This is a genomic window from Bosea sp. (in: a-proteobacteria), assembly GCF_023953965.1.
In the GTDB taxonomy this organism is placed as follows: Bacteria; Pseudomonadota; Alphaproteobacteria; order Rhizobiales; family Beijerinckiaceae; genus Allobosea.
Genome location: NZ_JAMLIX010000001.1, coordinates 206,493 through 230,237 on the forward strand (window position 1 = coordinate 206,493; position 23,745 = coordinate 230,237).

Here is a 23,745-nt window from a genome sequence, read left to right on the forward strand (position 1 = left end):
GCGTTCAAACCAGCATCCCGCGCGCCGAGATCGGCCAGATCTCCTCCACCCGCCCACGGCGCACGCAAACAAACCAGTCGTAGAGATTGACCGTCGGGTCGCAATGACCCGGTATCAGGCGCAGCTTGTCGCCGAGCGAGAAGCTGCGGTTCGTGCGATCGAGCCGCAGGCTGCCGTGCTCGTCGGACGCCGCCAAATATTCGACGCCCTCATTGTCGACCACCAAAGGCAGCCCGGAATCGACACTCAGCGCCTTGAGCCCCGCATCGCAGACCATGCGATTCTCGGCGGGCAGGCTCATGATGGTCGCCAGGACGAAGAGGCTCTGCTCGAAGACATCGATCGGAGCGCCGCCGCGGTCGAGGATCCGCCCATAGCTGGCGTCCATGAAGACATAGGAGCCGACCTGCAACTCGTTGAAGACGCCGCTTGCCGCCTCGAATTCGAATGTGCCAGTGCCGGAACCGGTGACGATCTCGCAATCCTGCCCCTGCGCGCGAATGAGGCCGAGTGTGTCGCGGATCTGCTCGACGGCTTCAGCGATGGCGGCGGCGCGCTCGGCGAAGCCCGCATAATGCTGCGCCTTGCCGTGATAGGCGTGCAGGCCGCGGAAATGCAGACCGGCCGTGCGCCCGATGACGGCCGCCAGTTCCGCGGTCGCGCTGCCGGGAGCAACCCCGCAACGCGCCTGCATGACATTGACCTCGATCAGCACGTCGAGCTTGACGCCGGCCTCGGTCGCGGCGGCGCCGAGATCGGCGACATTGGCGGCATTGTCGACGCAGACGCCGATCCGCGCCCTGCGAGCGAGCGCGGCCAGCCGCCTCAGCTTCCGGGCGCCGACGATCTGGTTGCTGACCAGCACGTCGGCGACGCCGTTGAGCACCATCACCTCGGCTTCGCTGACCTTCTGGCAGCAAACGCCGACGGCCCCGCGCCTGATCTGCATATGGGCGATGGTCGGGGATTTGTGCGTCTTCGCGTGGGGACGCAGACGCACGCCCGCCGCAGCCGCGATCGCCGCCATCTTGTCGAGATTGTGCTCGAAGGCGTCCAGGTCGACGATCAGAGCCGGAGTGTCGATATTCTCGATGGTATCGCCGATTTCGGCCGGTTGACGCTGGGACACTGCGAATACCGCTCCTTGAAAAAACGCGGCCGGCAACTTCCGGCAATGAACCGCTTCGGTAACGTTACCGATTAAGTTCCAACGTCCAATTGCGCACTCGGTAACGTTACCGATGGCCATCGTGAAACGCAATATGTTTTTCTCGACTCAGACCTGCATGCGCCCCACACGCTTGCGGGCTGGGCGCCGGACGGTTTCGGGTGCCCTGCCGGAGCTTTCACGCGGCACGAATTCGGGATCGAGGAAGACCTGCTCGCGCTCGACGGGCTGGCCAAGCAGCCATGCCTGCAGCATTTCGGCCCCGATCGTCCCGATCGTATGAATCCTTTGGGAAACCGTGCTCAGCGCCGGAGTCACGAGCGAGGCGAGCAGGACATCGTCGAACCCGACGACCGAGACGTCTCCGGGCACATCGATGCCCGCTTCGCGCAGCCCCATCACCACGCCGATCGCCTGCATGTCGCTGTAGGTGATGATCGCCGTCGGTCTCGGCTGCGCGTCCATCAGCCATTGCGCGCCCCGGCGCCCTCCCTCGATGCTCGCCTCTTCGGGATGGATCAGCGCCTCGTCGCAGGCGAGGCCGTCGGCCTTCAGCTCGTAACACCAGCCGGCTATTCTCAGCCGGGGATTCAGGTCGGCTCCGCTGCGGGTCAGCATGGCGATGCGCCTGTGGCCGAGGTCCAGGAGATGCCGGGTCGCCAGCCGGGAACCGGTCTCGTTGTCGATCGTCACCAGCGGTCCCTTGTAGCCTTCCGGCCAGCGCGTGAGCAGGACCACCGGCGTATCGTGGTCCTTGGTGATCGTCGCGATATGCGGCTGCTGCACGTCGACGGGCGCGAGCAGGATGCCGTCCACGCAGCGTTCGCGCATCAATGTGATTGCACGCCGCTCGCGCTCCGGGTCGCTGCCGCTGGTGGCCAGCAGCAGGGCGAACCCGGCCTCGCTCGTCACCTTCTCGACCGAGCGGATGATCTGCATGTAGTAGGGGTGCGTCGCATCGGTCACCACCAGCCCCAGCGTGCGCGTCGCACGCTGCACCAGCGAGCGCGCAAGAATGTTGGGCGTGTAGCCCAGCCGCTCCGCGACGCCGAGCACGTGCTTGCGCGTCTCCTGGCTCACATCCCATTTGTTGTTCAGCGCGCGTGACACCGTGTTGACGGAGACAGCCGCCTCGGCGGCGATGTCGCGAAGCCTGACCCGACTAGGCAATTTCATCGTCTTCTCCCGCGGCCCTGAACTGCAGGCGCACGCTCCTGTTCCATTGACAAGTATCGTCCCGGCCTGCCGCGCAAGGAAGGGCTATCGGACGACGCCGGGAGCCATGACGTCGGGGAGGGTATATAAAATCCTGGGCGGCATCGACAACCGGCCAGCCCGGCCAAGCCATGGGGCCGTTTGCAGTCTCCGACCTCTCCGGGCTCGACATCGCCTGTCCGCACTCCGATCGGACGCTTCGGCGGCTCGTTGTCCTCTGTGAGAGCGGACGATCTCGGCGCCGTGCCGCTGAAGGCCTTGGTCGAGCGGCATCCGCAGCTCGATTTCGGGGCTGTCGACGACGTGATCTTCGGCTGCGCCAACCAGGCGGGCGAGGACAACCGCAACGTCGCGCGCATGTCGCTGCTGCTCGCCGGCCTGCCCAAGGAGGTGCCGGGCACCACCATCAACCGGCTCTGCGGCTCGGGGATGGATGCCGTCATCGCGGCGGTGCGCGCGATCAAGGCGGGCGAGGCCGAGCTGATGATCGCCGGCGGCGTCGAGAGCATGTCGCGCGCGCCCTTCGTCATGCCCACCGGCGATCTCGGCCTGGCCATGCGGCCATGACGCCCTGCGGGCGACCGCTTATTTCGATCCCACCAGCTGGAAGTGCTCGGCGGGCCATTCGCCGGACTGGATGAGCCCGCGCATTTCCAGCTTGATGTCGTTGATCATGGCGCGCATGGCGGCGGTAACGGGCCGATCGCTGCGCGTCACGATGGAGATGTCGTTGCGTATCCCCGGCTTGGCGAGCCTGGCGATGCGAAGATCGTTCTTTTTGACGTCGGAATGCACGGCGCTATAGGCGATCACGGTGCAGCCCATCCCTTCCTTGACCAGAGCCTTGATGATGCTCGAGTTGTCGACTTCCAGCGCGACGTTGATCGAGATGCCGTGCGCGGCGGTTTCACGCTCGATCAGGATGCGCTGCGCGTGCAGCTTGCTGGGCACCACCATCGGCAGGTCCTTGAGGTCCTGGATCTCGTAGACCTCCTTCTCCGGCAGGCCGAGCCTGCGCGCCGCCGCTTCCGGCGGAAGGGCCACGATCAGATCGCCGATCACGATCGGTTCGGTCACGAGGTTCGCGCCCCACCAGGGGCTGTGCATGACGCCCAGATCGATATGCCCCTCCGCCAGCCAGTCGTTGACGAACCCGCTGAAGCCGGAGCGCAGATGGACATGCACCTCCGGATATTGCTGGCAATACCGGGCCAGGATACGCGGCATCAGGAATTCACCCAGCGACGGCAGCACGCCCAGACGCAGATCACCCTTCGGGACATTGGATCTGCGCAGCACATCCTCCTTGCACAACCGCACCTGCTCGAGCGCCATCTCCGCGCGCTCCAGCAGCGCCTCGCCGGCCTCGGTCAGATGCAGGCCGCGCCGGTCCCTCAGCAACAGCGTCGTCGCGAGCTCCTCCTCGAGGCCCTGCACCTGGCGGCTCAGGGCCGATTGGGCGACGTTCAGGCTCTCGGCCGCGCGCGAGAACGAATTGAGCCGTGCGACGGCAATGAAATAGCGGAGCTGGCGGAGTTCCATGGCCTTCGGCTTGCGGATCGTGTCCCTGTTTCAATCACCATCCCGGGCGACTATCCCCTGCCGGACCGGGGGCTTGCAAGCATGGTCGATCGCAGCGATGGCCGCTTTCGGGGTGCCTCTAGCCCAGCGTCCCCGCCATGGCCTGCTCGCGCAGCATGCGTCGTACCACCTTGCCGTTGCTGTTCACCGGCAGCGCGGCGACGAAGTGCACGTTCTTCGGCTTCTTGTAGCTCGTCAGGCGCTCCCGGCAGAAATCGATCAGATCCTGCTCATCGGCCGCCCTGCCCGCCTTCAGCACCACGAATGCGGTGACCTTCTCGCCCCATTCCCGGTCCGGCATGCCGACGACGACGCATTCCTTCACGCTGTCATGCGCCAGCAGCACCTCCTCGACCTCCGGCGGGGCGACGTTGTAGCCGCCGGTGACGATGATGTCCTTGCTGCGCCCCGCCATGAACAGGAAGCCGTTCTCGCCCCTCAGGCCGAGATCGCCCGTTCGCAGGAAACCCTGCCGGACGGCGTTTTCCGTCGCCTCGGGATTGCGCCAGTAGTGGCGGAAGACCATCGGCCCGCGCACCGCGATCTCCCCCACCTCGCCCTCGCCGAGCTCCTCGCCATCCGCGTCGAGGATGCGCACCTCCGCCATGGTGACCTCGCGCCCGAGCGGCTGATACCAGCCCTTGCCCTCCTCGGGGTCGGCGGGGCGACAGGGTTCGCGCAGCGTCGAGACGATCGGGGATTCGTTCAGCCCGTAGCCCTGTATCAGCTTGGACCCCATCAGGGCGCTCGCCTCGCCTAGCGTCACGCTGTCGATCGGCGCCCCGCCATAGCTGACCACCCGCAGGGACTCGCGCGCCATCACGGCCGCCTGCCCGTGATCCAGAAGCCTGCGCAGCCCGGTTGGAACCACCTGCAGAACCGTGCAGCGGTCGCAATCGACGAGCCCGAGAACGGTATCCGGATCGAACCTGTCGAGGACCCGGATGGTGGCCCCGCGCATGAGAGCCGGCAGGAGCCAGAGACCGCCGGCATGAACATAGGGGCTGGTTCCGACATAGACGTCGTCGGGCTTGAAGTCATAGCGATCCAAAAGCATGCAACAGGCGGTGCTGAGCCAATTGCGGTGCGTCAGGTAGACGCCTTTCGGCGCGCCCGTCGTGCCTGAGGTGAAACGGATGATCCGCCCGTCGACCGCATCGTCGACATCGACGCACAGCGGCGTGTCGGCACTGCCCGCGATCAGGGTCTCGTAATCGGCATCGCCGCCGCCCCCGACGACGATGATGCGCAGGTTCAGCCGCGCGATCATCGCGCCCAGCCGCGCGAGCAGCGCATGGCTGGTGATCAGGACCCTGGGCTCGACGAAGGCCGCCATCTCGGTGATCTCGCGCTCATGCAGATGCGCCGTGATCGGGACCGAGACGCCGCCGGCCTTGACGATCGCGAGGTCGGCCTCGATCCATTCGGCGCTGTTCGGCAACACGATCAGAACGCGGTCGCCGCGCATGACACCCATCGCAACGAGCGCATTGCCCAACCTGTTCGTGCGCTGATCGAGCATGCGGTATGACAGCGCCCTGTCTCCATCGACGATCGCCGTTCTCTCGCCATGGAAGCGCGCCGAGCGGGTGACATAGTTGCCGGCGTTCATGGAAAACCCCGATACTTTCTCTTCAAATCTCTAAACTGAGATTGTGGAAATTTTTATTGCAAAAAGCAAAATAAATCTATAGGATATACAGAGATCAATCTGGCATATTTATTATATTGAACCGGCATAAGGACGAAAGCTTCCGTCTCCCCATCACCCGAATGGGTTGGGTGACCCGACGCCCGACGCATTTCCGGACCGGTTCGCGGCCTCTAATCCGTCTCTCCCTGTATCTCAGGCGGCGATCCATCGGCCTCGCGCAGGTAGCGGAAGATTTCCGTATGGTCCGCGCCACGCCCCAGATGCGCTGAGGCCGCTTTCCAGAGAAGCTTCGCCTGGGCGAGGTTCGGCATCGCCAAACCGAGGCTCTCGGCCAGCCGCGCAGCGGTCTCAACATCCTTCGCCATCAGATCCATGGCGAAATTCGCCTTGGAGAATTCTCCCGTCAGAACGAAAGGCTTGATCTTGACCTCGGTCGAATTGTTGCGCCCGGTGGAGGCATTGACGATATCGATCATCACCGCCGGATCGAGGCCGAAGGACTGCGCGACGATGACGGCTTCGCAGGCCGCCGCCAGCCCGGCGGCGGAAATGAAGTTGTTCAGCGCCTTCGTCGCATGGCCGGATGCGAGCGAACCGGTGCGGAATACCTTGCCCATCGCGCCAAGGACCGGCAGTGCGGCGGCACAGGCGGCGTCATCGTCGCCGCCGAGCATGATCGCCAGCGTGCCGTCGACCGCCTTGCGGACCCCGCCGGAAACCGGCGCGTCCAGCAGAGAAACCCCGCTTTCGCGCAGAACGGCGCCCAGGGCGCGCGTCTCCATCGGATCCGACGAACTCATGTCGACGACCAGACTGCCCGGCCGCAGCCCGGCTTTCAGGCCGCCCTCCCCGTCGCCCGCTCCCAGGCAGACGCGCTTCACGATCGCCGAATTGGGCAGCATCAGGATCGTAAGGTCGACCTGCCCGGCGAGCGCTTCCGCGGAGGGCGCGGCAACGGCCGCGACATCGCCCGCCAATCGCCGTGTGACGTCAGCGTCGATGTCGAAGAGGTGAAGCGGAAAGCCCGCGCGCGCCAGGCAACGGACCATCGGCTCGCCCATCTTGCCGAGGCCGATGAAGCCGACGCGGGGCCGTACCGGAGCGGGCTGATGCTCACTTGTCGGCATCGATCTGGCTCAGGACTTCGCGCGCGATCCGGAAGCTGTCGACCATCGCCGGCACGCCGCAATATATCCCGGCCTGCAGAAGCACCTCCTTGATCTCATCCCGGCTCAGGCCGTTGTTGATCGCGCCGCGAACATGGAGAGCCAGCTCATGCGGCCGGTTCAGGGCGCTGATCATGGCGAGGTTGATCATCGAGCGCGTCTTGGGCGGCAGGCCCTCACGCCCCCAGATTTCGCCCCAGCAATAGGTCGTGACCAGCTCCTGGAGATCTTTCGTGAAGTCGTCCACCTGGGTCAATGCCTTGTCGACATAGGCATCGCCGAGCGTTGCCCGGCGGATCTTCATTCCCTTTTCAAACATGTTCTGGTCCATGCGGATGCTCCTGGCGTGAAAGCAGCTCAGTGCTGCCCGAGGATGATGTCACTGATCTTCTCGGCGACCATCATGGTCGGCAGCGTCGTATTGGCGCGCGGCACATCGGGGAAAATCGAAGCGTCGGCCACGCGCAGGCCCTCTACGCCCCGGACGCGCCCTTGCGCATCGACGACGGCCATCGGGTCGTCCGCAGCGCCCATCCGGCAGCTACAGGAGGCGTGCCACGCTCCGATCGCGCATGTCCTGACGAAGGCGGCGCATTCCTCATCGTCGTTCATCACGCCCTCGATCGTGAACGCATCCATGACGACATTGCGGATCAGGATGTCCCGCAGCGCCTCCGGCCCATCCAGCAGGCGGGCCATGATGGCGGTCAGGATCTTGTTCCTGGCGGTGACGGCGCCGACCTGACGCACCTTTTCGCCATAGACGGCCGGGAAGGGATTGGCGGTTACGGCGCGCATGTCCGGCGTGTCGTAGAGCCGGCCGACACGACGCACGCCATCCATCAGGCGCAGCAGGTCCCGCTCATCGGAGAGAAGGTTGAAATCCACCTTCGGTTGATCGCGCCAGTCGGCGCTGTTCAGCCGGATGCGTCCGTCCCGGGAATAGGTCTTGTAGACGCAGATATTCAGCGAGCCGATCTGCCGCCCCACGGCATGCCAGGCAGCGCGGGACACCGGCGAGACGGACATGTCGCCGACGGGCGCGCCGGCGATGTTCGAGGAATAGCGCCATGCCGCCAGAAGGTGGCGCTGCGTGCGGCCGTCGAGCCGGCCTTCCGGCTTGATGAAGGACGCCACCGCCACGCAGGGGTGGTCCGTCAGGTGACGGCCGACGCCGGGAAGGTCGCGCACGACCTCGATCCCGAGCGCCGCCAGATCCGCGGCGGGCCCGATCCCGGAGCGCAGGAGATGAGCCGGCGAATAAACCGCACCTGAAGACAGAATGACCTCCTGGCCGCGGAATTCGACATCCTTGCCGTCCCTGCGCGCCACGACGCCGATGCATCGCGTCCCGTCGAACAACAGGCGCGTGACCTCCGTCCCCGTCGATATCTCGAGATTGGGGCGCAGCCGCGTGGCCGGGTCGAGATAGCCGATCGCCGAGGATACCCGCCGGTCGTAGAGATTGGCGATCGTGGCCGGATAGAAGCCGTCCTCGAAATCCCCGTTCTGGTCGAGCTTGAACGGATGCCCGTGGCTCTGGAGGGCATCCCTCAGCGCCGTCATATGCTTCGGCCAGTAATCCGGGAAGATCCGCCTGATCGGAATCCGGCCTTCCTTGCCGTGGAGCGGGCCGTCGCAATCGATATCCCGCTCGATCTTGCGGAAATAGGGCAGGACATCGTCCCACCCCCATCCCGTCGCGCCCATCTCCTGCCACTGGTCGTAGTCGCCCGGCGCGCCGCGGTTCGCCAGTTGCCCGTTGATGGACGACCCGCCGCCCAGGACCCGCGCCTGCTCGTATTTCCGCAAGTGCCGGCTGCGGTCCGGATCGTCGTTGCCGATCCCGTCCGTGGTGACGCGCAGCTGCGACCAGGTGAAGCCCGAGCTCAGATAGGCAAAGCCGGGATAGGAATTCAGGATGGCCTCGGGAACCCGGCCATCGGGCGTGTCGGGGCCCGCCTCGCAGAGCAGGACGCGGTTGCCCGAACGGGCGGACAGCCGGTTGGCGAGGATGCAGCCTGCCGCTCCGCCTCCCACCACGATGTAGTCATATGCCATCGGTTCGATCCTGAAACGGTCGCCTCTGCTCAGTGGCCTTGCGCAGCCGCGTCGCGACGGCTGGAGCCGAAGAACCGGGTGACGGCGCGGCCGGGGCGAGAGCTGAACAGACCGGTCACGCCGCCGGGAAAGGTACACAGGACCAGGAGCAGGATCACGCCCAGAACGATCTTGTCGCCGTAGGCGCCGAGCGAGAAATAGTTCTTTTGAACCAAGAGGAAAGTCGTTCCGAGCAACGGCCCGAGCAGGATGCGGCGCCCGAAGATGACGACGGCGGTCAACATCAGCACCAGGAAATAGGTCTGGAACAGATCCGGCCCGACATAGGCCCGCTGATAGGCATAGAGCCAGCCGCCGGCCGCCGTCAGCGGCGCCGACAGGATCAGCACCATCAAGCGAACCCTCGAGCCGTCGATGCCGCTGGCGGTGGCGAGCTGCGGGTTCATGTGAACCATCAGCGCCGCCTTCCCCAGCCGGGAGGCCCTGAAGCGATGCACGAAAAACAGCACGAGCAGCAGCAGGGTATAGGCGAACGGCCAGAAATCCCGGCTGTTGACCGCAGTCAGCGCGATGCCGGGCAAGGGCAGCTCGAGCGGCGGAATGCCGATGATGCCTTCGGAGGCACCGAGCGCGCTCCAGTTATAGGCGATCGTGAAGCAGACGATATTGGCGGCATAGGTCACGAGCGAGAAGGCGAATTCCCTCAGGTGCAGGGTGACATAGCCCAGCACCGCCGCGAAAAGCCCGCCCACCGCCAGCGAGGCGAGCAAGGTCTCCCAGCCGTTCCAGCCATAGCCGGTCGCCAACATGCCGGCGGTATAGGAACCGGCGGCGAAGAAGGTCGTGTGAGCCAGGCTGACCTCGCCCAGATCGGAGAGCACGATGTCCATGCCATAGGCCATGACGCTGAAGATCATGATCACGACCAGCGTGTCGTAGAAGAACAGCGAGACGCCGAGAAGGCCCGGCAGAAAGCCGATGACGACCGCGATCGCCGCGATTGCGAGCGCCCTCAGGATCGAACTGCGCATGACTAGGCCCTCTTTCCGGCTGCCAGCCCGCCGGGGCGCGCGACCATGATGAAGATCAGGACGAGGAATGCCGCCGCGGAGGTGTAGGCCGGCGCGACGAACGCGCCGACGACGGCGGTGAAGATGCCCAGCACCAGCCCGGCGACATAGCTGCCGGTGATGCTTCCCATGCCGCCGAGCACGACCACGACGAAGGTCATGATCACCTGATCGAACCCCATCGACGGGTCGATGGGCATGCGCGGCGCGACCACGGCCGCGGCGAAAACGACGGCCGCGCCCTCGAACGCGAAGACGACGAAATAGACCCAGCTCGTGCTGATGCCGGCAAGCTGGGTCAATTTCGGATCCTCCGCGACCATGCGGATCCAGGCGCCGAGCTTGGTGCGCACCATGATGAAGCGCAGCGCCAGGAACAGGATGATCGTGACCAGGACGACGAGGACATCCTGGGCCGTGAAGATGACCGTGCCGAAAGAGATGTTGATCTTGTCGAACGGGCTGTCGATGAACTGGGATTGCGCGCCGAAGAGCGTTCCCGCCGTGCCTTCGAGAATCTGCCCGAAACCCAGGGTCGCGATCATCAGGCTGACGAGGTTCTGCTCGATCGTCAGGCGGATCAGGGCCCGCTGCATCAGCGCGCCGAGCACCGCCCCGGCCACGACGGCAAGGGGGATCGACAGCAGATAGGGCAGGCCGAAGGCGCGCATGAACCACCAGGTCAGGAACGCCCCGAACATGTACATCTGGCCATGCCCGAAATTCACCAGACGCGCCGTCCCCAGCAGCACCGTCCAGCCGATCGCCACCAGGGCATAGCCATGCCCGATGATGACGCCGTTCACCAGTTGCTGGACGATGTTCATGCCTTGCCTCGTCCCAGATAGGCGTCGATGATGCGGGGGTCCTCGCGCATGACCGCGACGGGACCATCGGCCGTGAATCGCCCCCGCTCCAGCAGGTAGAGATGGTCGACGACCTCGATCGCCGCGCGCACGTTCTGCTCGATCAGCAGCACCGCGAGCCCGTCGGCGACGAGCCCGCGGACCGTCCGCAGCATGTCCAGGATCAGACGCGGCGCGAGACCGATGGAAGGCTCGTCCAGGACCAGCACGCTCGGCCCCAGCCTGAGCGCCCGGGCGATCGCCAGCATCTGCCGCTCGCCGCCGCTCAGCGAGCCGGCCAGGTTCTCCCGCCGTTCCGCCAGGCGCGGGAACAGGTCGAAGATGTCGGCAACGCTGAAGACCCGGCTCGATCCCGCGACATCGGCCGTCATCGAGGTGAGATTCTCCATCACCGAAAGCTGCGGGAAAACGCCCGTCCCCTCCGGAACGAGGACGAGCCCGCGGCGGACGCGCCGGTCGGTCGCGAGGCCGGAGATCTCGCTTCCCGCCAGCCTGATGCTGCCCTTCGCCGAGGGGCGCCCGCGCGACCAGCCGAGCAGCGCGTTCGCCATCGTGCTCTTTCCGGCGCCATTGGCGCCGGCGATGCCCACGAGCGTGCCGGAATGCAGGGTGAAGCCATCGATATTCACGACCGGCTCGCCGCCATAGCCGACCATGAGGTTTCTGACTTCGAGAATGGCGCTCATGCCGCGGCACGCCCCAGATAGGCCTCCAGCACGCGCTCGTCGGCCTGGATCGCCTCGGGCAGGCCGGTCGCCAGCACCTGGCCCTGCTCCAGCACGACGATGCGATCGGCGAGTTCCATGACGAGATCCATGTGATGCTCGATCAGGACGACGGCGTGCCCTTCCTGCCGCAATGTCCCGAGGACCTCGGCGAGCAGCGCCATATCCCGGCCGCCCAACCCCGCGGCGGGCTCGTCGAGCATGAAGCACTGAGCCTCGCCGGGACGGGTATCGGCATAGGCGAGTGCGATCGAAAACATGCGCTGCGTTCCGTATGGCAGTTCCGTCGGCAGAAGATCGTGCAGATCGCCCGGCACCTTGAAGCGCTCGAGACAGGCCCGCGCCGCGATGACGCCCTCAAGCCGCCGCCTGGCGGCGATCCATGGCAGCAAGACCGAGACGCCGAGCCCGGAACCATGCGTCTCCTGCAGCACGCCGAGCATGTTCTCGAGCACGCTCATGCCGTTGAAAAAGGCGTTCTGCTGGAATGTCCGGCGAACACCGCTTTCAGCGAGGCGATGAGGAGGCTCTGCCGTGACCTCCCGTCCCCGCAGGAAGACCCGGCCGTCGCGCTTCACGACATTCGTCGCGGCGTTGAAGCAGGTGCTCTTGCCCGCCCCGTTCGGGCCGATGATGCCCAGCATCTCGCCGGGCATCACCATCCACGAGACATCCTTCAGGGCCTGGAACCCGCCGAAGCGCACGGACAATCCGCGGACTTCCATCAGCGGGGCCGAGGCCCCGCCGGGTTGACCGCCTGCCATCACTTGGCCGACCGGATCCGGCCGTCCCTGACGATGACCGGCATGAGGCGGTGATTGAGCTGGCCATCCTCGCGGAAGGTCACGTCGCCCAGGATCGTGCCCTTCACGGTGTGGCCCTGGATCGCCCTGCCGAGCTTCTCGCGATCGAGCGTCTGCTGGCTGTTGGCGGTCAAGGCCCAGATCTGAAGGGCCGCGGCCGTCAGCGCCATGTACTTGTCGGGCTCGCTGACGCCCTGCTTCCTGAGCTCCGCCACGAAACGCTGGTGGACCGCGTCGGCGCCGAGCGAGGGGGCATCCGAGACGTAGATGTCCGAGCCGGTCAAGCCGTTGGCGGAGGCGCCGAGCGCATCGATCATCGGCTGCGAGATCTGGCCCACGGTCATCACGACCGCGGCGGGGATCTCCATCTGCCTGTATTGCTGGACCAGGGCCGGCATGCCCGACGCGTCGCTGGCGTTGATCAGGACGACGGCATCCGGGTTCGCGCCCTTGATGTTGGACAGCGCCACGCGGAAATCCGTCTGCTGGAACGGGAAGAGCTGCTCGGACACCTTTTCGTACTGCCAGCCCCGCGCCTTCAGGCTGTCCTCGATGCCCTTCTGGGTGGACTTTCCGTAGGCGTCGTTCTCGACGACGAAGCCGATCCGGCGGGCCTTGAGCGTGTCGATGATGTACTGCGCCGTCGCCTCCCCGTCCAAGGCGCCGGAGCTGTTCATCCGGATGGCGTAGGGATTGGTCTTGTTGCCGAGGATGGCATCGGCCTTCGCCGCGATGGTGATGTCGAGGACGTTGCCGCGGGCGATGATCGGCTGCATCGCGAGCGTGACCGGGCTGTTGTAGCCCTCGATGATGACCGACGCGCCCAGCGACAGGAGCTCGCTCGCCTTGGCGGCACCGACCGCCGGCGTGCTTTCGTCGTCGCGGATGATGAGCTCGATCGGCCGCCCCATCACGCCGCCGTCGCCGTTGATGAGCGAGACCATCGCGGTGGCGGCCTTGGCCATGCCCTGACCGACCGGCCCCGCGCCTCCGCTCATCGGGAAGATCGCCCCGACCTTGATGGGGTCGGCGGCCTGCGCGGGCCCGACGCCGGAAATCCCTCCCAGCACGGCGGCGGCGCCGACGGTCGCGATCGCCAGAACGACGCGCCGCGATGCGCCGGACTTCCGGCCAGGCGAAATGCAGACAGGTTCATTGCGCAGGAACATCGTCGTCCTCCCTCCCAGGTCGAGATTATTTGGTCATTATTCCGGGTTTTCTGATGCAGGCCATGGCGCATGGCAAATGCCGTTTCGGCAATTTCCTTATCTCGATTCAGTCGCCGGCGCGGGCCGCGGCCTCGAAAATCCAGCGCTCCGCCGACCGCGCCCGGCCCCGGTCCGATACTTGGCGCGCAGGGCCGAATATCTCCTTTCGGCATGCTCACGATGCCTTTTTACGCATTGCATTCCGCGCGAAGCGGAAATTATTTTTGTCGGAAAATGCTGCTTAACTAAGCGATGCGAAAGAGAGCATGGAATATAGTATAGTCTCTCTCCTGAATACCGGTGACTCTCTCGGCGAATCGCCGGTCTGGATTGCCGGGGAGAGGCGCCTTTATTGGGTGGACGTTCGAAAGCCGTGCATTCATTCGTTCGATCCGACGACGCGTGACTATCGTTGCATCGTCCTTCCGCGCATCGTGGGCTCGATCGTGGAACGGGCGCAGGGCGGATTGGCTGTCGTGTTTCGGAACGGTTTCGCGTTCTGGGACGGGGACGAGCCCGCTTTCCAGGCTCTGGACCACGAGCTCGGCGACGAGCGCTTCAACGACGCCAAATGCGATGCCCGAGGCCGGCTTTGGACAGGGACGCTGGACCGGGAACTGCGCGGCGGCATGGCCGCGCTCTATCGCATCGATCCGTCGTTGCACTGCGAGCGGATCGACGGCCCGTTCTCGATCGGCAACGGGCTGGCCTGGAGCCCGGATTACACCCGGTTCTACTTCACGGATACACGATCGAGGACTATCTTCGCCTATGATTACGATCTGGAAAGCGGCCGGGCCAGCAATCGCCGCGTCTTCGCGCATATAGCCGAAGAGGAAGGCGGCCGGCCCGATGGCTGCGCCATGGATGTCGAAGGCTGCCTGTGGAGCGTCATGGTGGGCGGCGGGCGCATCGCGCGCTACGCGCCGGACGGGCGGAAGATCGACGATATTCCTGTTCCCGTCCTGCATCCGACGAGTTGTTGCTTCGGCGGGCCGGATCTGAAGACCCTTTTCGTCACCAGCGCGCAGGCAACGGTGTCGACCGCGGAGGCGGCGCATCATCCGCTCGACGGCGCCACCTTCGCGATCGCGCTGCCGGTGGCCGGCATGCCGGTCGCGCCCTTCGGCGGCTAGAGCATCGGAAACAGCGAGAGAGACTGAGCCATGACAGGCGCAACACGAAGCACCGCTTCCGCCAGGGTGGCTGTGGTCGGTGTGGGAAACACCGCCTTCAGCAGAGATCCGGGCAACGATGTCTATGACCTCGCGCTCTCAGCCTTCCATGACGCCGTCGCCGATTGCGGCATCGACAAGAACGAGATCGACGGCATCGTCATTCATCGCTCGCCCGATTACCAGCGCTTCTGCGAGCTTGCCGGCATCAGCCCGAAGCTCCTGGGAACCTATCCGGCCCAGGGACGCATGTCCGGCGCGGCGATCTCGACAGCGGTGGACGCCATCGTCTCCGGCACGGCGCGGGTGGTCGCCCTGGTTTACAGCAATGTGGGGCGCAGCGCCGGCCAGACCTATGGCGGCGCGGGCGACACCTATGGCAGCGGCGGCGCAGGACAGTGGTTCCCTTATGGCATGACCTCGCCCGGAGCCATGCATGCGATGCTGTTCCGCCGCCATATGGAAGAATACGGTACGACGCAGGAGCAATTGGCGGAGGTGGCGATGACCTTTCGCAGGCACGCCTCGCTCAATCCCGGCGCCGTCATGCGCGAGCCCTATACGCTGGAGGACTATCTCGCATCGCGCTATATCTGCGCGCCTCTGCGGCTGCTGGATTATTGCCTCATCAACGACGGCGCGGTCGTGATGATCGTCGCCGCGGCCGACCGGGCGAAGGATCTCTCCAAGCCGCCCGTCTATATTCGCGGCGTCGCCCAGGCCACCGCGTTCAAGGGCTCCACGATGCCGCCGGAGGACTACTGGTACGCGCCGATGCAGGCGGCCGGAAGCGCCGCCCACGCCATGGCCGGGACGACGCAAGCCGATATCGACGCCCTGATGATCTACGACAACTTCACGCCGACGGTGCTTTTCAGCCTGGAAGGCTTCGGCTACGCCCCGCGCGGCGAAAGCGGCCGCTGGGTGCAGGAGGGGCATCTGCGCCTGGGCGGCCGCTATCCCGCCAACACCTGCGGCGGGCATCTGTCGGAAAGCTACATGCAGGGCTGGGCGCTGAACGCCGAAGCCGTCCGGCAGATTCGCGGCGAATGCGGCGCCCGGCAGGTCAAGGACGCCGGGCTGGTGCATTTCCTCTCAGCGGCGCCGATCACGAGTACCGTCATCTATGGAGCCGAGCCGCGATGAAACCGTACGACAAGCCGCTGCCCAAGATCGACGCGCTGAACGCCCCGTATTGGGAAGGCGCCAAAGCCGGAGAACTGCGCATCCAGGCATGCGGGCATTGCGGCCGGCATAGCGCCGATCCGGCCAGGCTGTGCATGTCCTGCGGCAGCCCGGAGCTGAGCTGGGTCGCAGCCTCCGGCCGGGCCCGGCTCTGGTCGTTCGGCATCTTCCACAAGGCCTATTTTCCGAGCTTCGCGCCGGACGTCCCCTACAACGTCGCGATCGTCGAGCTGGAAGAAGGGCCGCGCCTCTATTCCAATATCGTCGGTGTCGCCAACGACGACATAAAGGTCGGCATGCCTCTGAAAGTTCATTTCGAAGCCGTGACCGACGGCGTGACCTTGGTGAAATTCGCGCCGGCGCCGGATGGACCCTAGACCGAAGCGGTATGGCCGCCGTCGTCGGTACAGTGGATGTATCCGTCCGGCGCCATGTTGATGCCGTGCGGGCGCACGAAGACGCCCTCGCCTCAGGAATTCAGAAAATTGCCGTTCCGGTCGAAGACGACCATCGGATGCTCGCCGCGATTGAGCATGTAGACGCTATCCTTGTCGTCGACGCCCACCGCGCCGTCATCGCCGACTTCCTCGATGCGATCGAGCTGGGCCGCGATCCGGTCGTCACCGGCGAGGAAGCCCTGGCCTCGCAGACCCTCGTCGACGCCATCCTGCAGGCCGCCCGGCACGAGGCCCGAGCCGGACGATAGTCTCCATGGAAGGCGTCCGAAGCAGGCGGTCGATCCCGCTCACGCTCGCACCGGAACGGGAGACTTCAAATCCATCGGCGAGGTCAACCGGCCCCGCTTCACGCGAAAGCCGGGCATGAAGCACGCCCGGCCCCGGCTTCATCGACAGGCTTTACGCGCAGATCTCGCAGATGATGCCCATGTAGATGCGGATCATGTCCAGATAGTCGTCGATATCGACGCGCTCGTCCGGCATGGTGTTATACCTGCCCCCCGGCCCGCAAACGATGCCTGCCATGCCCGCGACGCGGTACAGGTGGCCGGCATCGGTGCCGTAGAAGCCGGGCGGCGTCAGAGCCCCGGTATTCTGTTCGGCGCCGCGCACCGCGCGATAGGCATTGTTGGTGGCCTTGACGATCGGGCTCTTCCGATCCACCTCGAAGGTCGGCATCGAAAGCCGCCCGTTGAGCTTTTCGTTGGTGACCGTGGCCTTGAGCCCGGGGAAGCGCTCCTCGAGCTCATGCAGGACCCGGCGCATGTCCTCCAGGCAATTTCCCTCGGTCTGGCCCGGGGCATACCGCCCCGACCCGCGCAGGCGGACATAGTCCGCGACCTGGGGAGGGCGCCACTCATGGAGATCCTTGCCGAGCGCGCCATGAATGACGCCGACATTCACGCGGTTGATCTTCTCGTGCTCAGGGGATGCGGCGCCCGAGAATTTCATTCCGTTCAGCCTCGGAACGAGATCGCAGGCCGCGGCGATCGCGTCGACGGCCTCTTCCCGTTTGGAAAGGTGGCGGGTCTTGCCGATCAGCTCGATCACGAAAACGAAGGATCCGGCGTGCATCGTGAGAGCTTGCAGATCGGTCGGTTCCGAATTGACGAAGTAATCGGCCCGATAACCTTGCTCGATCATCGCCATCGTGCCGACGCCGCCCTGCAATTCGCCGACGACATAGGTGAGCAGGACATCGCCGCGCAGGCGAACGCCCGCTTCGATGAGCGTCTTCACCGCGCAGAAATAAGCGGCGTCGCCAGCCTTCATATTCGAGACGCCGATCCCGTAGATGAACTTGTCGTCCACCTTTCCTTCCCAGGGGCCGACGGTCCATCCCTCCGAAACCGGGTTGGTATCCAGGTGGCCGTTGAACATCAGGCTCTTGCCGCCGCCTTCGCCGACCCAGCGCCCGATCGCGTTGGCGCGCTTGCCGTCGAAAGGAACGACATCGCTCTTCAGCCCGAGCGCACGCATCTGCTCGCCCATCCAGTCGACGAGCTCACGCTCGCCTTCCGTCTGGCTGTAGCTCTTGTGCTGGATCATCTTTTGAAGAAATGCGATCGCAAAGCCCGTATCGACCTTGCTCCCGAGCTTTTCCGCTACGCTCATCTATCTGGTTCTCACATTCGGAGGGATGGGGCGCGGCACGGCTTGTCAGGCATGCCGGGCCGGTCTTCGCCGGTCAGCGCGCACCCTTGCGGGCATACCGGCGCGAAACACCGATCCGGTGAAGGCTTCGGCGATACAGACGGTATTCGAATCGGGGCCGACTAAGCAAACGCCGAGCAAGGGTTGCCGCCCGGCGTCTCGATGAACGGCGAGAGCGGGGAATGGAAGGGGACGCGTCTGAGTCTTCATGAATCGTGATATCCCCTTGCCGGACGCTGGCTTGCCATGGGCGGGTTTGGCTTTTCTAATTCCGCCAATGACAAATCGACGTGAGCATCGCTGTTTGCTGACGTAAATCGATGTTAAGTGGAGGAATAGGCTCATGGGGACGATGCGCGATCGCGCGGCGATCATCGGTGTCGGCAATAATCAGTACGGGAAGATGACCGCGGCGGTCAGTCCGCTTGTGCCGCTGGCCGCGGCGTTCAAGAACGCGCTCGCCGACGCGGGGATCCAGCGCGATGAGGTGGACGGCATCCTGGTCAATATCGGCACGCCGTTCGGGGTCGACTACGACCAGGTCAGCGAGGCCTTCGGGCTGGACATCCGCTTCTCCGACCAGACCTGGACCCATGGCCGGCAGATGTCGGGCGTGCTGGCGCATGCGGCGATGGCGGTCGATGCCGGGCTCGCCAACTACGTCGCCTGCGTCTGCTCGATCAACTGGGCGCGGGCGGGGACGGTCGGCGACCACGGCCAGTTCCAGGACGACCGCGAGATCGGCGGCGCCCATTTCGAGCATCCCTATTACGGCATGACCTCGCCGGGCGGCGCCTGGGCGATGGCGGCGCGCAAGTATTTCGACCGCTACGGCGCGACCAGCGCCGATCTCGCCGAGGTCTGCGTCTCGATCCGCGAGCATGCGCTGCGCAACCCGCTGGCGGTGATGAAGAAGCCGCTGACGGTGGCGGAGCACCAGGCCTCGCGCTATGTCTGCGAGCCGCTGCATCTTTACGACTATTGCCAGACCATCGGCGGCGCCTGCGTGGTCATCGTCACCACGCCCGAGCGCGCCCGCAACGGCCCGCACAAGCCGATCTACATCGCCGGCCACCAGGGCATGTGCGCCGGGCGGGCGGAAGCCACCGGCGCGCGGCCGGGGCTGGGCATCCACCAGCAGGACGAATCCTACCCGGTGCCGCGCGAGCGCGACCTGCTCGTCTACAAGATGGCCGGGGTCGAGCGCTCCGACATCGACGCCTTCTACACCTACGACGCCATGTCCAGCATCGTCTGGATGGCGCTGGAGCGGTTCGGCTTCTGCAAGCCGGGCGAGGCCTGGCAGTTCACCAAGGGCGGGCGGATCGGGCCCGGCGGCGAACTGCCGGTCAACACCCATGGCGGGCTATTGTCCGAGGCCCATGTCTCGGGCTGGAACCACATCATCGAAATGGTGCGCCAACTACGCGGGGAATGCGGCGAGCGCCAGTTGCCGAACGCGGAGCTCCTGCAATGGGGAACCAACCGCGGCGATTCCCTGATCTTGAGGAACTGACGCCATGACCGCACAGCAGGACATCCCGGCCAAGCCGCTTCCCGCCATCTCCGACTTCAACCGCCCGTTCTGGGAAGGCACGCGGGTCAACGAGTTCCGCATGCAGCGCTGCAACCACTGCAAGAAGCTGTGGGCCCCCAACGGACCCGTCTGCCCGCATTGCTTCTCCGACGACTATCACTGGGAAAAGCTCTCCGGCAAAGGCAAGATCGCAAGCTGGGTCGTGTTCCACAAGCTCTACCACAAGGCCTTCGCCAACGAGATCCCCTACAACGTCGCCTTCGTCGAGCTCGAGGAGGGACCGCGCGTCATCGCCAACATCGTCGGCGTCGACAACAAGGACATCAGGATCGGCATGCCAGTCGAAGCCGTCTTCGAAAAAATCAACGAAATCGTGACTGTCCCTAAATTCAAACCCAGATGAGCGGGGCCTCTCAACCGGTTGCTCCGGTTGGGAGGAAGCCTGCTGACTGACGCCCTGGCATCGATCGCTCCGTGGGGTCGATGCCAGTTGCATGGTAGAGCCAGGGCGGCCAGGCCTCGGCTCCGCGATGTGTTGCGCCCGCGCGGCGCGAGACGGCCTGCCGCCAGCCCGGGCCTGGAGCCTCGCGGCCGAAGCCGCCTCGGCCGGCGCGGATGCCACTGCCGGGATGCGGCCGCGTCTCGGGCGGGCGAGCTATCTCGGCGAGCGCGCCTTCGGCGTACCGGACGGCGGAGCCGCTGCGGTGTCGATCTGGCTGGGCACCGTCGCCCGTCGCTAACCATGGGTCCATGCCAATCCCGTGACGGTGCCAGCGGGGCAAGCCTGCGCTGCCCGTGGCCTCGGATCCCGAATATCGGGGAAGGCTGATCCAGGCGGGCGCCGCGCTGGGGCCCGTCGGAACAAGCGGTAATCCTTGAAAAGGGCTCGGCAGACTTGCATGCCGCTTGACGCCCTCAACGCAACTTCCCCAGGAGCCTCCCAGCAAGCGGGTATCCCGTGCGGATGTCAGATCGCGTGGCACAACCCTTCAGGATTCATGATGCCCCCATCTGCAAACCCTCGCTTGCCCGGCTTGATTTTAGATATATGGTTTTCATTCATGACATGAATGAGTACAGATAGCCATTGAATGGGCCTATCTGTGGTGGAGGGCGCCATCGATGGGAAGCTTCCACGATCGCATTCCGCTTCTTGTCGTGAGCAGGAATGATCGCCGGAAGCTGATCGCATCGGTCAGCCCTATTGTTCCATTATCTGCTGCTTTCGAGAATGTGCTCGAGGGCACCCGGACCGGGCCGGGCGCGAGCGGCAGAGATCTCGATGAGGGAAACGCCGCAGCTTGAACGTATGAGCGCGTTATCGTGCAACGCGCATCGCACTGATGTCGTCAATGTCCGTTGAAAATAAAAAAGGCTGAAAATCAGCCAAGCAGGGGGACGCCACATTTGAACATCCAGGCTCAAACAGAACCGTCGGGGGCCGCCCGGACCGTCAAGCCGCCGGCCGTCAGCCACCAGCTCGCGGCCTTCGCCGCCGGCCTCACCTACGATGCGCTTCCGGCTTCGACCGTGGGGGCCACCAAGCGTCTGCTGCTCGACGGCATCGGCTGCCTGCTGCATGGAACGCGCGGCGAACCCGGCCAGATCGCCTGGCAGTCCATCACACGGCTCCGGCATGGTAGCGGCGAAGGGCCGGCGACCGCCGTCATCGGCGGGAAGCGCATCTCCGTTCACGATGCCGCCTTCGTCAACGGCATCACGCTCTACAGCGTGGGCGTGAACGACATCCACAAGGATTCGTATTCCCACCCCGGCGGATGCGTGGTGCCCGTCATCCTCGCCGTCGGCGAATGGCTGGATGCCCCTGGAACCGACATGCTGCCGGCCATGGCCGCCGGCTACGACGTGATGGGGCGCCTCGGCCGTGCGGTGGGCGAGGCCCATTGGGCGCGGGGCTTCCACCCGACCGGTACGCTGGGCCCATTCGGCGCGACGGCCGCCGCAGGCCGGCTGCTCGGCCTCGATGCCGCCACCATGAACTCCGCCCTCGGCATCGCCGGCAGCCAGTCCTCCGGCCTCAAGGCGTTCCAGAGCGACGGCTCGCTCACCATGATCTTCCATGCCGGGCGTTCGGCGCAGAATGGCGTCGAGGCCGCGGTGCTCGCGCAGCAGGGCTTCGTCGGCCCGGGCGCGGTGATCGAGGATCCACAGGGCTTCGTCGCGGTCACCGCAGGCGGCAGCCCGCTCGATCCGGTGACGCAGGCGCTCGGCCAGTCGTTCGAGGTCGAGCGCACGAGCTTCCGGCCATTCTATGGCTGCACCCTGACGATCACGTCCTCCGGCGCCACCGCCGAGATCATGCGGCGCAATCCCGGCCGCGCCGGCGAGGTGGCCGAGATCGAGGTGCGCTGCCATCCGCACATCATCGACGATGTCGGCAACGACGATCCCCGGACCCAGCTCGCGGCCCGCCTCAGCCTCGAATACAACGTGGCGCTGGTGGTGCATCGCGGCGACGTGGTGGTGGCCGACATCACCGAGCAGGACCTGTGGGAGCCGGGCATCCGCAACCTGCTGCCGCTGATCCGCCTCACCCCGGATCCGACCATGCCGCACTGGGCCAGCAAGATCCGCATCCGGTTCAAGGATGGCCATGAGGACCGGGCGGAGATGTTCTCGCCCAAGGGCGATCCCGAGAACCCGCTGAGCTGGGACGATATCGTCGAGAAGTTCATGCGCATCGTCGAGCCGCTCGGCCGCCCGGCAGAGGCGAGGATCGTCGCGGATATGGTCGGCGATCTCGAGCGGCACCGCGGCGCCGAGCTGGTGGCCGCGATCAATGCGGTGGCTCGGCCACGTCAGTGATCCGCCGTGTCGAGCGCGCGGCCCAAGGGGCGCGTCCCGGACGGGCTGCAGCGCAAGCCGGCGGGTGACGCATTCCCTATCGGGAATCGAGAGGCGGGATCCATCCGGCCGAAGCAAGCCGATGGCACCCGGCTCGAAAGCGGGCCTCGCACAGCCTGGAGCGGCGGGGGCACGTCCGAACAAGAACCAGAAAGCTCCCGAGGAAACGCCATGTCCGACAAACAGAAGACTTCACCTGGCAATGGATTGAGCCGCCGCAGTCTCTTGGCGGCCGGCGCAGCCGCAACCGTGGTCGGCGGCTCCGTGCTCAAGCCCCGCGCGAGCTTTGCCCAAGGCTCCGGCGGGCTCGAGCGCGAGCTCGTCTTCTCCGCCCGCGGCGGCACCATCGGCACGGTGTACCGCACCAAGATCATTCCGCCGTTCGAGGCCAAGTTCAATTGCAAGGTCACGATGGTGGTCAACGATTCCGGCCCGGCCTTCGCCAAGGTCGTGGCGGAAAAGGCCAATCCGCAGACCGACGTGCTCTGGACGGTGGAGCCGACGCATGCGCGCGGCCTGGCCGAAGGCGTGTTCGACAAGCTCGACCTGAAGCGCGTGACCAATTACGAGAGGCTGCACAGTTTCGCGCAGCTCGACGGCTACGGCGCGAGCTGGGGCATCGGCGCCACCGTCATCGGCTACAACAAGAAAATCTTCGACGAGCGCAAGCTCACCGCACCGACCAAATGGGGCGGCATCGTCACGCCGGAAACCAAGACGCATATCTCCTGGCTCGACCTTTCGACCCACCAGGGCATCACCACCTTCCTGATGACCAACCGCAGCCTGGGCGGCGATGTGGGCAACGTCGATCCGGTGTTCAAGTTCCTGAAGGAGAACGTCGCCAACCTCCAGTTCATCTCTTCGCCGGCGCAGGTGGACGACCTCCTGCTGCAGCAGCAGGCCTGGATCGGCACGAATCTCGATGCCCGCATGGCCCTGCTGAAGGCGAAGGGCTTCCCGTTGCAGATCGTCTATCCCAGCGACGGACTGCCGATCCAGAGCGGAATCCTCAACGTCATCAAGGGCGCGCCCCATCCGAACCTCGCCAACGAGTTCGTGAACTGGGTCCTGAGCGACGAGATGCAGCTCATCGTCGCCAGGGACATCCAGCTCGGACCGTCCAACAAAAACGTCAAGATCCCGCCGGAGGTCGCGGAAAACCTGATCTACGGCGAGGAGCGCGTCTCGCGGCTGCTCAATTTCGACTATGCGCAGGTGGCGCGCGAGCTGCCGAAATGGCTCGACCGCTGGAACCGCGAGATCACCTGATCCGCCCGCCCCGGCGCCGACCACGCAGATGAAGAGGCGAGAATTTGTCGACTGTTGAATTTCAGCAGGTGGCCAAGCAATAC

22 protein-coding genes and 1 pseudogene are annotated in these 23,745 nt (G+C 65.3%); 10 read left to right on the forward strand and 13 right to left on the reverse strand.

All coding sequences use genetic code 11. From position 1 onward, the window contains the following. Positions 1-4: 4 nt before the first annotated feature. Together M9917_RS00880 and M9917_RS00885 are read right to left on the reverse strand one after the other, a co-directional pair. Positions 5-1,261, reverse strand: a complete 1,257-nt coding sequence (locus M9917_RS00880; RefSeq protein WP_367273892.1) for a DSD1 family PLP-dependent enzyme — start codon at positions 1,259-1,261, stop codon at positions 5-7. Between the two features lie 15 nt (positions 1,262-1,276). Beyond that, positions 1,277-2,344: a LacI family DNA-binding transcriptional regulator gene (locus tag M9917_RS00885; protein ID WP_297250424.1), complete on the reverse strand. Its 1,068-nt coding sequence runs from the start codon at positions 2,342-2,344 to the stop codon at positions 1,277-1,279. 180 nt (positions 2,345-2,524) lie between these two features. Between M9917_RS00885 and M9917_RS00890 the strand changes: the two are divergent. Beyond that, positions 2,525-2,926: pseudogene (locus M9917_RS00890) on the forward strand (thiolase family protein); the annotation flags it as partial. Positions 2,927-2,968: 42 nt separating this feature from the next. On the opposite strand, the gene M9917_RS00895 reads toward M9917_RS00890, so the two are convergent. From M9917_RS00895 to M9917_RS00940, 10 genes are all read right to left on the reverse strand, one after another. After that, a complete protein-coding gene (locus tag M9917_RS00895) occupies positions 2,969-3,925 on the reverse strand; it encodes a LysR family transcriptional regulator (RefSeq protein WP_297250426.1) in 957 nt (318 codons plus the stop codon). Positions 3,926-4,043: 118 nt separating this feature from the next. Next, entirely contained in the window at positions 4,044-5,576 is a 1,533-nt protein-coding gene (locus M9917_RS00900; protein ID WP_297250428.1) for a class I adenylate-forming enzyme family protein, read from the reverse strand. A gap of 212 nt (positions 5,577-5,788) precedes the next feature. Next, positions 5,789-6,745 carry an NAD(P)-dependent oxidoreductase gene (locus tag M9917_RS00905; protein ID WP_297250430.1) on the reverse strand — a complete coding sequence of 319 codons (957 nt, stop codon included), beginning with the start codon at positions 6,743-6,745 and terminating at the stop codon, positions 5,789-5,791. Further along, complete coding sequence (gene pcaC, locus M9917_RS00910) at positions 6,732-7,115, reverse strand: 4-carboxymuconolactone decarboxylase (protein WP_297250432.1); 384 nt, start codon at positions 7,113-7,115, stop codon at positions 6,732-6,734. The genes M9917_RS00905 and pcaC overlap by 14 nt, the downstream gene beginning before the upstream one ends. A gap of 26 nt (positions 7,116-7,141) precedes the next feature. Then, a complete protein-coding gene (locus tag M9917_RS00915) occupies positions 7,142-8,845 on the reverse strand; it encodes a GMC family oxidoreductase (RefSeq protein WP_297250434.1) in 1,704 nt (567 codons plus the stop codon). Between the two features lie 29 nt (positions 8,846-8,874). Then, complete coding sequence (locus tag M9917_RS00920; RefSeq protein WP_297250436.1) at positions 8,875-9,876, reverse strand: branched-chain amino acid ABC transporter permease; 1,002 nt, start codon at positions 9,874-9,876, stop codon at positions 8,875-8,877. Between the two features lie 2 nt (positions 9,877-9,878). Then, positions 9,879-10,742: a branched-chain amino acid ABC transporter permease gene (locus M9917_RS00925; protein WP_297250437.1), complete on the reverse strand. Its 864-nt coding sequence runs from the start codon at positions 10,740-10,742 to the stop codon at positions 9,879-9,881. Next, positions 10,739-11,467, reverse strand: coding sequence for an ABC transporter ATP-binding protein (locus M9917_RS00930; protein ID WP_297250438.1), 729 nt, complete (start codon positions 11,465-11,467; stop codon positions 10,739-10,741). The genes M9917_RS00925 and M9917_RS00930 overlap by 4 nt, the downstream gene beginning before the upstream one ends. Then, a complete protein-coding gene (locus M9917_RS00935; protein ID WP_297250439.1) occupies positions 11,464-12,270 on the reverse strand; it encodes an ABC transporter ATP-binding protein in 807 nt (268 codons plus the stop codon). Before M9917_RS00935 ends, M9917_RS00930 begins: the two co-directional genes overlap by 4 nt. Beyond that, positions 12,270-13,478 carry an ABC transporter substrate-binding protein gene (locus M9917_RS00940; protein ID WP_297250440.1) on the reverse strand — a complete coding sequence of 403 codons (1,209 nt, stop codon included), beginning with the start codon at positions 13,476-13,478 and terminating at the stop codon, positions 12,270-12,272. Before M9917_RS00940 ends, M9917_RS00935 begins: the two co-directional genes overlap by 1 nt. A 305-nt stretch (positions 13,479-13,783) precedes the next feature. Between M9917_RS00940 and M9917_RS00945 the strand changes: the two genes are divergently transcribed. The 4 genes from M9917_RS00945 to M9917_RS00960 are packed head-to-tail and all read left to right on the forward strand — an operon-like array spanning position 13,784 to position 16,583. Then, positions 13,784-14,653, forward strand: coding sequence for an SMP-30/gluconolactonase/LRE family protein (locus M9917_RS00945; RefSeq protein ID WP_297250441.1), 870 nt, complete (start codon positions 13,784-13,786; stop codon positions 14,651-14,653). A gap of 30 nt (positions 14,654-14,683) precedes the next feature. Continuing rightward, positions 14,684-15,838: a thiolase family protein gene (locus M9917_RS00950; protein ID WP_297250442.1), complete on the forward strand. Its 1,155-nt coding sequence runs from the start codon at positions 14,684-14,686 to the stop codon at positions 15,836-15,838. Beyond that, positions 15,835-16,254: a Zn-ribbon domain-containing OB-fold protein gene (locus M9917_RS00955; RefSeq protein WP_297250443.1), complete on the forward strand. Its 420-nt coding sequence runs from the start codon at positions 15,835-15,837 to the stop codon at positions 16,252-16,254. Before M9917_RS00950 ends, M9917_RS00955 begins: the two co-directional genes overlap by 4 nt. Positions 16,255-16,265: 11 nt before the next feature. Further along, positions 16,266-16,583, forward strand: a complete 318-nt coding sequence (locus M9917_RS00960) for a Gfo/Idh/MocA family oxidoreductase (protein WP_297250444.1) — start codon at positions 16,266-16,268, stop codon at positions 16,581-16,583. A gap of 151 nt (positions 16,584-16,734) precedes the next feature. Here the strand turns inward: M9917_RS00960 and M9917_RS00965 are convergent, their stop codons facing one another. Continuing rightward, a complete protein-coding gene (locus tag M9917_RS00965) occupies positions 16,735-17,949 on the reverse strand; it encodes a M20 family metallopeptidase (RefSeq protein ID WP_297250445.1) in 1,215 nt (404 codons plus the stop codon). Between the two features lie 382 nt (positions 17,950-18,331). On the opposite strand from M9917_RS00965, the gene M9917_RS00970 reads away from it, so the two are divergent. The 5 genes from M9917_RS00970 (at position 18,332) to M9917_RS00990 (ending at position 23,662) form a co-directional block, all read left to right on the forward strand. Beyond that, entirely contained in the window at positions 18,332-19,504 is a 1,173-nt protein-coding gene (locus M9917_RS00970) for a thiolase family protein (protein ID WP_297250446.1), read from the forward strand. A 4-nt stretch (positions 19,505-19,508) separates the two neighbouring features. After that, on the forward strand, positions 19,509-19,928 hold the full coding sequence (locus M9917_RS00975; RefSeq protein ID WP_297250447.1) for a Zn-ribbon domain-containing OB-fold protein: 420 nt from the start codon (positions 19,509-19,511) through the stop codon (positions 19,926-19,928). Between the two features lie 127 nt (positions 19,929-20,055). Next, on the forward strand, positions 20,056-20,265 hold the full coding sequence (locus tag M9917_RS00980) for a DAK2 domain-containing protein (protein ID WP_465246308.1): 210 nt from the start codon (positions 20,056-20,058) through the stop codon (positions 20,263-20,265). Positions 20,266-20,932: 667 nt separating this feature from the next. Beyond that, the gene (locus M9917_RS00985; RefSeq protein WP_297250449.1) at positions 20,933-22,351 is read left to right on the forward strand and encodes an MmgE/PrpD family protein; all 1,419 of its coding nucleotides are present in this window, start codon (positions 20,933-20,935) and stop codon (positions 22,349-22,351) included. A gap of 210 nt (positions 22,352-22,561) precedes the next feature. Then, positions 22,562-23,662: an extracellular solute-binding protein gene (locus M9917_RS00990; RefSeq protein WP_297250450.1), complete on the forward strand. Its 1,101-nt coding sequence runs from the start codon at positions 22,562-22,564 to the stop codon at positions 23,660-23,662. The last annotated feature ends 83 nt before the right edge of the window (positions 23,663-23,745 follow it).

Bases quoted from the DNA above. Each gene is read 5' to 3' on its own strand.
- M9917_RS00990 (WP_297250450.1), top strand. From the start codon at position 22,562: ATGTCCGACAAACAGAAGACTTCACCTGGCAATGGATTGAGCCGCCGC.
- pcaC (WP_297250432.1), bottom strand. From the start codon at position 7,115: ATGGACCAGAACATGTTTGAAAAGGGAATGAAGATCCGCCGGGCAACG.
- M9917_RS00930 (WP_297250438.1), bottom strand. From the start codon at position 11,467: ATGAGCGCCATTCTCGAAGTCAGAAACCTCATGGTCGGCTATGGCGGC.
- M9917_RS00945 (WP_297250441.1), top strand. From the start codon at position 13,784: ATGGAATATAGTATAGTCTCTCTCCTGAATACCGGTGACTCTCTCGGC.
- M9917_RS00915 (WP_297250434.1), bottom strand. From the start codon at position 8,845: ATGGCATATGACTACATCGTGGTGGGAGGCGGAGCGGCAGGCTGCATC.
- M9917_RS00885 (WP_297250424.1), bottom strand. From the start codon at position 2,344: ATGAAATTGCCTAGTCGGGTCAGGCTTCGCGACATCGCCGCCGAGGCG.
- M9917_RS00970 (WP_297250446.1), top strand. From the start codon at position 18,332: ATGGGGACGATGCGCGATCGCGCGGCGATCATCGGTGTCGGCAATAAT.
- M9917_RS00955 (WP_297250443.1), top strand. From the start codon at position 15,835: ATGAAACCGTACGACAAGCCGCTGCCCAAGATCGACGCGCTGAACGCC.
- M9917_RS00925 (WP_297250437.1), bottom strand. From the start codon at position 10,742: ATGAACATCGTCCAGCAACTGGTGAACGGCGTCATCATCGGGCATGGC.
- M9917_RS00900 (WP_297250428.1), bottom strand. From the start codon at position 5,576: ATGAACGCCGGCAACTATGTCACCCGCTCGGCGCGCTTCCATGGCGAG.
- M9917_RS00975 (WP_297250447.1), top strand. From the start codon at position 19,509: ATGACCGCACAGCAGGACATCCCGGCCAAGCCGCTTCCCGCCATCTCC.
- M9917_RS00920 (WP_297250436.1), bottom strand. From the start codon at position 9,876: ATGCGCAGTTCGATCCTGAGGGCGCTCGCAATCGCGGCGATCGCGGTC.
- M9917_RS00960 (WP_297250444.1), top strand. From the start codon at position 16,266: ATGGCCGCCGTCGTCGGTACAGTGGATGTATCCGTCCGGCGCCATGTT.
- M9917_RS00935 (WP_297250439.1), bottom strand. From the start codon at position 12,270: ATGGCAGGCGGTCAACCCGGCGGGGCCTCGGCCCCGCTGATGGAAGTC.
- M9917_RS00895 (WP_297250426.1), bottom strand. From the start codon at position 3,925: ATGGAACTCCGCCAGCTCCGCTATTTCATTGCCGTCGCACGGCTCAAT.
- M9917_RS00950 (WP_297250442.1), top strand. From the start codon at position 14,684: ATGACAGGCGCAACACGAAGCACCGCTTCCGCCAGGGTGGCTGTGGTC.
- M9917_RS00940 (WP_297250440.1), bottom strand. From the start codon at position 13,478: ATGTTCCTGCGCAATGAACCTGTCTGCATTTCGCCTGGCCGGAAGTCC.
- M9917_RS00980 (WP_465246308.1), top strand. From the start codon at position 20,056: ATGTGTTGCGCCCGCGCGGCGCGAGACGGCCTGCCGCCAGCCCGGGCC.
- M9917_RS00965 (WP_297250445.1), bottom strand. From the start codon at position 17,949: ATGAGCGTAGCGGAAAAGCTCGGGAGCAAGGTCGATACGGGCTTTGCG.
- M9917_RS00905 (WP_297250430.1), bottom strand. From the start codon at position 6,745: ATGCCGACAAGTGAGCATCAGCCCGCTCCGGTACGGCCCCGCGTCGGC.